The sequence below is a fragment of the Streptomyces africanus genome, assembly GCF_002150735.1.
Taxonomy (GTDB): domain Bacteria; phylum Actinomycetota; class Actinomycetes; order Streptomycetales; family Streptomycetaceae; genus Streptomyces; species Streptomyces africanus.
Window position 1 is genome coordinate 1 of the sequence record NZ_MUKA01000365.1, and the last position, 8,078, is coordinate 8,078.

Annotated in this window: 7 protein-coding genes; 4 read left to right on the forward strand and 3 right to left on the reverse strand. The window is 72.0% G+C overall.

Features of this window, described 5'->3' with window-relative positions; all coding sequences use genetic code 11:
* Positions 1 to 60 precede the first annotated feature (60 nt).
* On the forward strand, positions 61 to 2,376 hold the full coding sequence (locus CCL05_RS36090) for a hypothetical protein (RefSeq protein WP_086564869.1): 2,316 nt from the start codon (positions 61 to 63) through the stop codon (positions 2,374 to 2,376).
* A 4-nt stretch (positions 2,377 to 2,380) separates the two neighbouring features.
* On the opposite strand, the gene CCL05_RS36095 is transcribed toward CCL05_RS36090, so the two are convergent.
* Both CCL05_RS36095 and CCL05_RS36100 read right to left on the reverse strand, forming a co-directional pair.
* On the reverse strand, positions 2,381 to 4,201 hold the full coding sequence (locus tag CCL05_RS36095; protein ID WP_086564870.1) for an NHL domain-containing thioredoxin family protein: 1,821 nt from the start codon (positions 4,199 to 4,201) through the stop codon (positions 2,381 to 2,383).
* Positions 4,198 to 4,623 (reverse strand): cupin domain-containing protein, encoded by a 426-nt coding sequence (locus CCL05_RS36100; RefSeq protein ID WP_086564871.1) that lies wholly within the window; start codon positions 4,621 to 4,623, stop codon positions 4,198 to 4,200. Before CCL05_RS36100 ends, CCL05_RS36095 begins: the two co-directional genes overlap by 4 nt.
* Before the next feature lie 52 nt (positions 4,624 to 4,675).
* On the opposite strand from CCL05_RS36100, the gene CCL05_RS36105 reads away from it, so the two are divergent.
* Together CCL05_RS36105 and CCL05_RS36110 are read left to right on the forward strand one after the other, a co-directional pair.
* Positions 4,676 to 5,668 carry a GlxA family transcriptional regulator gene (locus tag CCL05_RS36105; RefSeq protein ID WP_086564872.1) on the forward strand — a complete coding sequence of 331 codons (993 nt, stop codon included), beginning with the start codon at positions 4,676 to 4,678 and terminating at the stop codon, positions 5,666 to 5,668.
* Positions 5,665 to 6,156 (forward strand): LURP-one-related/scramblase family protein, encoded by a 492-nt coding sequence (locus CCL05_RS36110; RefSeq protein ID WP_086564873.1) that lies wholly within the window; start codon positions 5,665 to 5,667, stop codon positions 6,154 to 6,156. Before CCL05_RS36105 ends, CCL05_RS36110 begins: the two co-directional genes overlap by 4 nt.
* Positions 6,157 to 6,166: 10 nt before the next feature.
* Here the strand turns inward: CCL05_RS36110 and CCL05_RS36115 are convergent, their stop codons facing one another.
* On the reverse strand, positions 6,167 to 6,964 hold the full coding sequence (locus CCL05_RS36115) for a carbon-nitrogen family hydrolase (RefSeq protein ID WP_086564874.1): 798 nt from the start codon (positions 6,962 to 6,964) through the stop codon (positions 6,167 to 6,169).
* A gap of 191 nt (positions 6,965 to 7,155) precedes the next feature.
* Here CCL05_RS36115 and CCL05_RS36120 point away from each other — a divergent pair, with 191 nt between their 5' ends.
* Positions 7,156 to 7,980, forward strand: coding sequence for a maleylpyruvate isomerase family mycothiol-dependent enzyme (locus CCL05_RS36120; protein ID WP_086564875.1), 825 nt, complete (start codon positions 7,156 to 7,158; stop codon positions 7,978 to 7,980).
* The last annotated feature ends 98 nt before the right edge of the window (positions 7,981 to 8,078 follow it).

Here is an 8,078-nt window from a genome sequence, read left to right on the forward strand (position 1 = left end):
CCGCATCCCGGCCCCGCGCCGGCCCGCCCTATCCGCTCCCGTGTCCTGGAGGACTCACCCATGCCCGTTCAAGCCGCCCCCCGCTCCTTCACCGTGCAGTGGGGTTCCGAATCCGTACTGGTGTCCAACGTCGAGTCCGAGCTGCCGGTCGCCACCGCGGACGCGGACCTCGCGAAGGTGGTCGAGGCGGGCCGGGCCAACCCGGTGACGCTGCTGCCGGAAGCCGCCTGGCAGGCCGTCGCCCGGGCCACGACCAGCCCCGACGGCGTCGCCGTGCAGCTGAGGCCCACCGCCGCGGAGCCGTCAGGACTGCTGATGGTGGAGAACGTCGACGGCGCGACCCTGCACTCGGTCGTCACGCGCGTCCACCTCAGCGAGATGCTGCCCGGCATCCAGCCCCGCACCGGGATGGAGGTCATGGAGATCCCGGATCCCCAGGTCCAGGGGATCACGGACGCCGACCGCCCCTGCGCCATCGTGCGCTACCGCTACCAGGACCTCGCCCACCTGCGGAACCACGTGTGGCAGACCATCCACGGCACGCTGTCGCTCAACAGCTACGCGCCCTCCGTCCTGGCCCGCAAGGTCACCCGCAACCTCATCGCACACCCCGTCGAGATCGCCTTCGAGGACGGCACCGAGTCCTTCCACACCCTCGTCGTACGGGACGGCATCACCCGGCTCGCGAGTGCCTGGGCCGTCCTCGCCGGGCCGGACGCGGACGCGGCGGAGACGGCCGGGCTCGCCGTGGACTCCCTCTTCGGCAAGAACACCGCCGCACCGGCCGCGCAGGGCGGCAGCCCGCTCGGGCAGCGACTCGCCGCGAACCGGGAGAAGTGGCGCCGGAGCCTTCGGGAGGAGTTCGCCCGGGGCATCACCGAGGAACAGCCCGGGACACGCACCGCCCAGATCGCCCAGACCTACGTCCTCCCGGCCCAGATCGCCGTCGGGGCGGAGGGGCACCCCGGGCATCTGCTGGCCGCGGAGGACATCTTCGACGACGCCATCCGCTCCGTACTTGCCTCGGTGCACGTCGAGTTCAAGCAGTGGGACACGGCCGCCCAGAACGTCGAGGTCGCCACCCGCGCCCTCAAGCGCGTGATCCAGCTGGGCGACTCCCTGGTGCCCAAGGACGATCTGCAGATCGTCTACGGTCTGGCCGTCGGCCGCATCCCCGTGGAGGAGCTCCCGAGGGTGTTCGCCGCCGACACGGGTTGCGAGCCGCCCGGCACCGCCCTGTGGCGCAGCGTCTACCTGGTGCACGCCCTGACCCGGCCGGAGCTGCTGGACCCCCTGAAGGACCAGGCCAAGGCCATCAAGGGCGGAAAGCGCATGGGCCTGAAGGGGTTCGCGGAACTGCTCGGTCCACTGATCGACCTGCCGTGGCGCTCGTACAAGAAGCACGTCACCACCCAGGCGCGCAACGCCTGGAACAACGGCGGTGTCCTCACCTCCGACGTCATCCAGGAGTGGGAGCCCCGCCCCACGGACGACTTCACGAACCTGGTGAAGCCCGCCCTGGCCGGTGACATCGACGCGCGCTGCACCCTGGCCGTCGCCGGGGGCGTGGCGCTGATCGCCGACAAACTCCTCACCCGGAACGTCGGTTCGGCGCTCATGGCCGCCAAGGAGAAGGGCGGCGTCCCGTTCCGCGCCGATGTCAACCAGGTCGTCGAGGACCTGTCCCAGCAGCACAACGAGCTGGGGCTGTGGACCCTCGCGCTGGCCGCGAACCGGTTCCGCAGCGACGCCCTGCCGGAGAACGCGGTGACGATGCGCCAGCTCATCCACAAGCAGAAGACGGAAGGGCAGGACAGTACGCCGTACGTCCATTTCAAGGTCGACCTCGACAGTCCCGACCGGATCGAGCGTGACGCCGACGGTGTGCCGGTGATGCTGCACCAGTGGGACGTCGTCTGGGCTTCCAACCCTGAGCGAGCCCTCAAGGCGCACCCTCCCAAGGCCGTCGTGATCCCGACCCGGGGTGAGACGGACAGCACGGACGCGGGCACCCACCGAGCCGCCTGGCTCCCGGGCCCGGACCTGGGCGGCCGGCCGCAGGAAGACCACCCGCAGGAAGACCGGCCGCGGGAAGACCAGCCGCGGGAAGTGCACCGGCCCGCCAGCCAGCGCGCCGCGGAACACCGGCAGGTCCTGCGGCAGAGCGTCACGGGCGCCCGGGACTCCCTCGACCGGCTGCTCCTCCTCGAACCGGAGGTCGGCAACCACACCCCCATCGTCCCGGTGAGCGTCCTGGACGAGCTCCACACGCTCCTCATCGGCCTGCAGACGGACGTGGAGAACCTGCGCCGGAAGGCCACCCGGGAAGAGACGGTGCCGGAGGACGAGGAGGTCCCGGAGGACGCGGGGGTGTGAGGACCTACGCCTCGTCCATCCCGGCCAGCACCAGGGGAAGCCGGTCCGTCCCCGTCTCCGTGAGACGGACGGGGACGCCCCAGTCCTGCTGATGGACGTGACAGGCCGGGTACGCGTTGGCGGGATCGTCGTCGCAGGAGGCGGCCATCGCCGAGACGTGCAGCACGCCCTCCCTCACGGACGGTTCGAGTTCGAGGGTGCGGGACAGGTCCGTCCCCGCGCCCTCGCCGCCGCGCAGCAGCTCCGGCGGGGTGGAGGAGACCAGCAGGCGTGTGGAGGGGCCGTAGCGGGTGTCGAGCTTCTGGCCCGCCGGGGCCTGGAAGATCACGTCCAACCGGAGCCGCCCGGGGGTGACTTCGGTGGCCTCCCGCTGGGTGCGGTGGGCGACCTCGGGCACCTTCACCGCCTCTTCCGGCAGCCGCAGCCTGGTCAGCCGGTGCCGGGCCGACTCCACGACCACGATGTCGTCGCCGGCGAGGACGGCGTCGCTGGGCTCGCGCAGGTCCGTGGCCAGGGTGGTGACCTCGCCGGTCGCGGGGTCGTAGCGCCGCAGGGCGTGGTTGTAGGTGTCGGCGACGGCGACGGACCCGTCCGGCAGCGCGGTGACGCCCAGGGGGTGCTGGAGCAGGGCCTGTCCGGCGGCGCCGTCCCGGTGGCCGAAGTCGAACAGGCCGGTGCCGACGGCGGTGTGGACGGCGCCGTCCGGGTCCACCCAGCGCAGGGCGGACGTCTCGGAGTCGGCGAGCCAGAGGCGGTCGGGCGTGGCGGCGAGGCCGGAGGGCTGCGCGAACCAGGCCTCGGCCCCCGGGCCGTCCACCAGCCCCTCGTTCGTCGTCCCGGCCGCGACCGCGACCGTCCCGTCCTGCGGGTCGTACGCCCACAACTGGTGGACACCGGCCATGGCGATCCAGACCTTGCCCTGCCAGAGGGCGACGTCCCACGGGGAGGAGAGGTCGACCTCGCGGGCCGGGCCCGAGGTGGGGGAGCCCTGCCACCACTGCCGGCCCGTGCCGGCGAGGGTGGTGACCTCGCCGGTGCTGAGGTCCAGCCGCCGCAGGGCGTGGTTGACGGTGTCGGCGACGACCACCGACCCGTCGTCGAGCAGGGCGAGCCCCTGCGGCTCGTTGAAGGCGGCCGTGTCCGCCGGTCCGTCGGCGAACCCGCGCGTGCCGGACCCGATCCGCCGTACGACGCTCTCCCCGTCCTCGGCGAGCTCCACCAGCTGATGCCGGGTCGTGTCACTCACCAGGAAGTTCCCCGACGGCAGCAGCAGCGCCTTCCCCGGGAACCGCAGCACCGTCGGCTCCGGCTCCGGCGGCACGTACGGCCCGTCGCCTCGCCGCAGCGTCCCCTTGGCCTCGTGCTCGGCCTCCAGCTCCGCCACCAGCCGCTCGATGGCGTGCACATGCCCCTCACCGGCGTGCTGCGCGACGACGTACCCTTCGGGGTCGATCACGACGAGCGTCGGCCAGGCGCGCACGGCGTACTGCTTCCACGTGGCCAGCTCGGGGTCGTCGAGCACCGGGTGTTCCACGCCGTACCGCTCGACGGCGTCCACCACCGCCCGGTGCTCCGCCTCGTGCACGAACTTCGGCGAGTGCACCCCGATGACCACCACCGTGTCCCGGTGCTTGTCCTCCAGCTCGCGCAGTTCGTCCAGGACGTGGAGGCAGTTGATGCAGCAGAACGTCCAGAAGTCCAGGATGACGATGCGTCCTCGCAGGTCGGCGAGGCTGTACTGCTGGCCGCCCGTGTTCAGCCAGCCGCCCTTGCCGGTCAGCTCGGGGGCGCGGACGCGGGCCCGTCGGGGTGCGGAGTGGTTCATGCGTCCAGGGTGTCATCCGGCACTGACAGCCGGTCCAGGGCGTGGCCGGTGGTGGCGTCCACGTGCTCGGGCACGTCGTCGTGGCGGTCGCCGACCGTGAGGGTGCCGGTGGGTTCGAACATCAGGATCGCGGTCGGTACGGGGGCGTACGGCTTGTGCTCGGTGCCGCGCGGGACGGTGAAGACGCTGCCCCTGGGGAGCACGACCGTGCGCTCGCCGGCCGGCTCGCGCAGGCCGATGTGCAGCTCGCCGTCGAGGACGAGGAAGAACTCGTCGGTGTGGTCGTGGACGTGCCAGACGTGCTCGCCCTCGACCTTCGCGACGCGGACGTCGTAGTCGTTGACGGCGGTGACGATGCGCGGGCTCCACTGCTCGGAGAAGGAGGCCAGGGCGTGGGCGAGGGAGACGGGTTCCTGGGTCATGAGGTGATCTTCCGGGGTGCCGTGCGGGTCGCGCGAGTGCTAGAAATCGCACATGCCGCAAGGATCCTCGCATCGCCCGCACCGGGTCGTCCTGATGGTGGACGAGAACTCGAACCCCTTCGAGATGAGCTGCGCCATCGAGGTCTTCGGGCTGCGCAGGCCGGAGCTGGGGCGGGAGCTGTACGACTTCCGGCTGTGCGCCGCCGCGCCGCACACGCGTATGCGGGACGGCTTCTTCACGCTCACCGGCGTGGCCGGGTTGGAGGCCGCCGAGGAGGCGGACACCCTGATCGTGCCGAACCGGCCCGACACCGGCACGCCCCGCGCGCCGCGCGTCCTGGACGCCGTACGCCGGGCACACGCGCGTGGCGCGCGGCTCGTCGGGTTCTGCTCGGGTGCCTTCACGATGGCGGAGGCCGGGCTGCTGGACGGGCGGCGGGCGGCCTGCCACTGGATGTGGGCGGAGTCCTTCCGCGCGAGGTTCCCCGAGGTGCGGCTGGAGCCGGACGTGCTGTTCGTGGACGACGGCGACATCCTGACCGCCTCCGGCAGCGCCTCGGCGCTAAACCTGGGCCTGCACGTCGTACGGCGTGATCATGGCGCCGAGATCGCCAACCACGTCTCCCGGCGGCTGGTGTTCGCCGCGCACCGGGACGGCGGGCAGCGGCAGTTCGTGGAGCGGCCGGTCCCGGACGTGCGGGACGAGTCCCTGGCACCCCTGCTGGAATGGGCGCAGGAGCGGCTGGGCGAGCCGCTGACGGTGGCGGACCTGGCCGCACGCGCGCGTGTCAGCCCGGCCACGCTCCACCGGCGCTTCCGCGCCCAGCTCGGGACGACGCCGCTCGCGTGGCTGACCGGGGAGCGGGTGGCGCTGGCCTGCCGGCTGATCGAGCGGGGCGAGGAACGGCTGGACGTGGTGGCGGCCCGCAGCGGGCTCGGCACGGCCGCCAACCTGCGCAGCCGGCTGCGGCGGGTGACCGGGCTCAGCCCGTCGGCCTATCGGCGGCGTTTCGGCAGCGGCGCCGGGGAAGCCCTGGTGTCATGAGATTCCTCGTGTACGACCGGCTCCTCGGCTTCGGCGACGACTACTGGATCGAGGACGACCGCGGCTCCAAGGTGTTCCTCGTCGACGGCAAGGCACTGCGCCTGCGGGACACCTGGGAGCTGAAGGACACCCAGGGGCGCGTCCTGGTCGACATCCACCAGAAGATGCTCGCCCTGCGCGACACGATGGTGCTCCAGCGGGGCGGCGAGCCGCTGGCGACGATCCGCCGCAAACGGCTGTCCCTGCTGCGCAACCACTACCGGGTGTCCCTGGCCGACGGCAACGAGCTGGACGTCAGCGGCAAGATCCTCGACCGGGAGTTCGCCGTCGAGTACGACGGGGAGCTGCTGGCGGTGGTCTCCCGGCGGTGGCTGACCGTACGGGACTCCTACGGCGTGGACGTCGTGCGCGAGGACGCGGATCCGGCGCTGCTGATCGCGGTGGCGGTGTGCGTGATCCACCTGGCGGAGAAGGAGCGGGAGGGCTGAGGGCGCGTCCTCAGGGCCTGCGAGGAGGCTGGAGGCCCAGCACCCGGTCCTTCAGCGCCGGGAACTGCTCCCGCGTCGTCGCGACCTTGCCCGGGTCGAACTCCACCGTCAGCACCTCTTCGCCGGCGCCCGCCTCGGCCAGCACCTCGCCCCACGGGTCGACCACGATCGAGTGACCGGCCTGGGGAACTCCGGCGTGCGTCCCGGCCGTTCCACACGCGACGACGAACGACTGGTTCTCGACCGCCCGCGCCTGAGCCAGCAGCGTCCAGTGCGACCGGCGGCGCTCCGGCCAGCCCGCCGGGACCACGAGCGTCTCGGCACCGGCGTCGACGAGACCGCGGAAGAGTTCGGGGAACCGGAGGTCGTAACAGGTGCCGAGGCCCAGGGTGGTCGACGGCAGACGGACCGTCACCAGCTCGGACCCGGCGCCCATCAGCACGGCCTCGCCCTTGTCGAAGCCGAACCGGTGGATCTTGCGGTAGGCGGCGGCGAGGTCGCCGGAGGGGGAGAAGACGAGGGAGGTGTTGTAGAGGGGACCGTCGGGATCACGCTCGGGAACGGACCCCGCGTGCAGCCACACACCGGCGTCGCTCGCGGCCTTCGCCATCGCCTCGTACGTCGGTCCTTCGAGCGGCTCGGCCTCCTGCCCGAACGCCTCGTAGGCGAAGGCACCCGTGGTCCACAGCTCCGGCAGGACGACGAGATCCGCCCCGGCCTGCTCCCGGACCATCGAGGCCACCCGCCGGCGGCGCGATTCGACCGATTCGCCCTCGTCTACGGCGATCTGGATCACAGAGGCGCGCACACTACCACCGTCCTGGCATTCGACCCGTCCACATGGGGTTCCCCACGGGCCTACGATCGTCACACGAAAGCACTGCCGGGGTGCCTCACAGCAGCGTAACTTAGCTGCCAAGACACCCGCCGACAGCCGCCACCTCCCACTGGCAACCGCCACCACCTGCCCGTGCACCGACCGCCGAGGGGTCCCGTTCCGTGAGTCTGCATCCCACCCTCCAGCCCTACGCCGACGCCTGGACCCACTCCGTCGAAGCGATATCCGAGCTGCTCCAGCCGCTCGCGGAGGCCGAGTGGAACCGGCGGACGCCGTGCCCCGGGTGGTCGGTGCGGGACGTGGTCTCCCATGTCATCGGCCTGGACTGCGAGATGCTGGGCGACCCGCGCCCCATCCACACGCTGCCGCGCGACCTGTTCCACGTGACGAACGACCACCAGCGCTACATGGAGATGCAGGTCGACGTCCGCCGTCATCACACGGCACCGGAGATGACCTCCGAGCTGGAGTACGTGGTCATCCGCCGCACCCGCCAGCTGCGCAACGAGTCGCGCGACCCGGGCACGAAGGTGCGCGGCCCGCTCGGCACGGAGCTGACCCTCGAGGAGTCCATGCGCCGGCACGCCTTCGACGTGTGGGTGCACGAGCAGGACCTGCGCACGGCCCTCGGCCGGCCCGGCAACCTCGACTCCCCCGGCGCGCACGTCGCCCGTGACGTGCTCCTCGGCGAACTCCCGCGCGTGGTCGCCGAGGACGCGCAGGCACCGCGCAGCTCGGCCGTCGTCTTCGACGTCCACGGCCCCGTCGAGTTCCTGCGCACGATCCGCGTCGACATCCAGGGCCGCGGCACCCTCGAAACGGCCCCCGCCCTCGGCCCCGCCGCCACCCTCACCCTCGACTGGGAGACATACGTCCGCCTGGCCTGCGGCCGTGTGACACCCGAGTCGGTCTCCGATCGCCTGAAGACGGAAGGCGACCCGGAACTGACGGCGGCGATCCTGCACAACTTCACGGTGACGAAGTAACCAAGCTGCGGGCAGTCGTGCCTCCCCCAGTGCCTTAAGGGCCTGGGAGGTACCCCCAGGGGCGGCACGGGTGGGCGCAGCGGCACCCCGCTCCGCCG